This window comes from Mesorhizobium sp. M2E.F.Ca.ET.219.01.1.1 (genome assembly GCF_004016445.2).
Taxonomy (GTDB): domain Bacteria; phylum Pseudomonadota; class Alphaproteobacteria; order Rhizobiales; family Rhizobiaceae; genus Mesorhizobium.
In genome coordinates this window covers 1-1206 of the sequence record NZ_SADT02000026.1, presented here as the reverse complement: position 1 = coordinate 1206, position 1206 = coordinate 1, and the positions used below count along the sequence as shown (strand labels likewise).

Sequence of the window (1206 nt, the reverse complement as noted above, 5' to 3'; positions counted from 1 at the left end):
AAAGAAGCGGATATATTGGAGTATACCTCAGTGCGAGCCATATCTGAACTCGCCGAATTCGTTAGCAGCTATCCAGCAAGTGCACTGCCTGCGGCGACACGGCGTACAATTTCGTTGCTCATTTTAGATCTTATCGGTGCCACGGCTGCGGGCCTGCGATCGCCGTTAGCTGATGCTGCCAGAAAATCAGCACTGGAAGCCTATGGCGAGGGCCTGATCAGCATTTGGTTGACCGAGGATCGTTCTAGTGTGGTCGGCGCCGCGATGGCGAACAGCGCTGCGGCAAGCGCGCTGGATATCGACGACGGTCATCGTGGCGCAGCAGGTCACGCGGGTGCCGGCGTTATTCCCGCCGCCTTGGCAGTGGCTCAGGCTGTTGACGCGTCGGTCTCCGAGACCATGGTTGCAATTGCGCTCGGATATGAAATCGCCCTCCGAATCGCGAGCTCTCGGCCGGTTGCGGCAATCGATACGTATGCAACTGGACGCTGGGTCGGCTACGGGGCTGCGGCTGCAGCTAGCCGTCTCTTGGGTTTGAGTGCCACGGAAACCGCTCATGCGTTAGGTATTGCCGGATCCGAAGGACCAATCGTCTTCCTGACCACAACCTCGAAATTCGAGGGTAGCACGATCAAGGAAGGGATTCCGCCCGCCGTGGTTGCAGGTATCACCGCCGCCTATCGCGCGCGGGCAGCCGCAACTGGACCTCTCAATCTTCTCGATGACGACGATCGTTTCACCCGCCATCTCCTGACCCAAAATCTTGGGTCTTCATGGGAAATTCAAAAATGCTATCTTAAGCCGTATGCATGCTGTCGCTATATCCACGCAGCTATCGATGCGATACTAGCCATGCGTCGCGATGGGCAAGAGATCCGCAAGCTGCGCATAGAAACTTTCCCACAAGCGCTGCGCCTAGCAAACGAGCGCGCCCCCAGCACCTTGGAGGGGGCTCAATACAGCTTCTATTTTAGTTGCGCACTGGCCGCTTTGTACGGGCGGGAAGCCCTACGGCCTGTTCAACCTGAACGTCTCACTGACGTACGCATCATTGAGTTGGCCGGGCGTATTGAGCTTGAAGCGTCCTCCGATTTCGCTTCGGCGTTTCCAGCCGAAACGCCAGCCCGCGTTGTCATGGATCAAGGGAAAGGGCCGGAAGAAATGATTGTACGACACCCACTTGGGGATGTCCTGCGCCCTTTATCG

At 57.5% G+C, this 1206-nt stretch carries 1 protein-coding gene; it reads left to right on the top strand.

The features are described 5' to 3' along the window. Positions 1–1206 (top strand): MmgE/PrpD family protein (locus EN862_RS34720; protein ID WP_245512392.1); only part of this gene is annotated, 1206 nt, incomplete at both ends.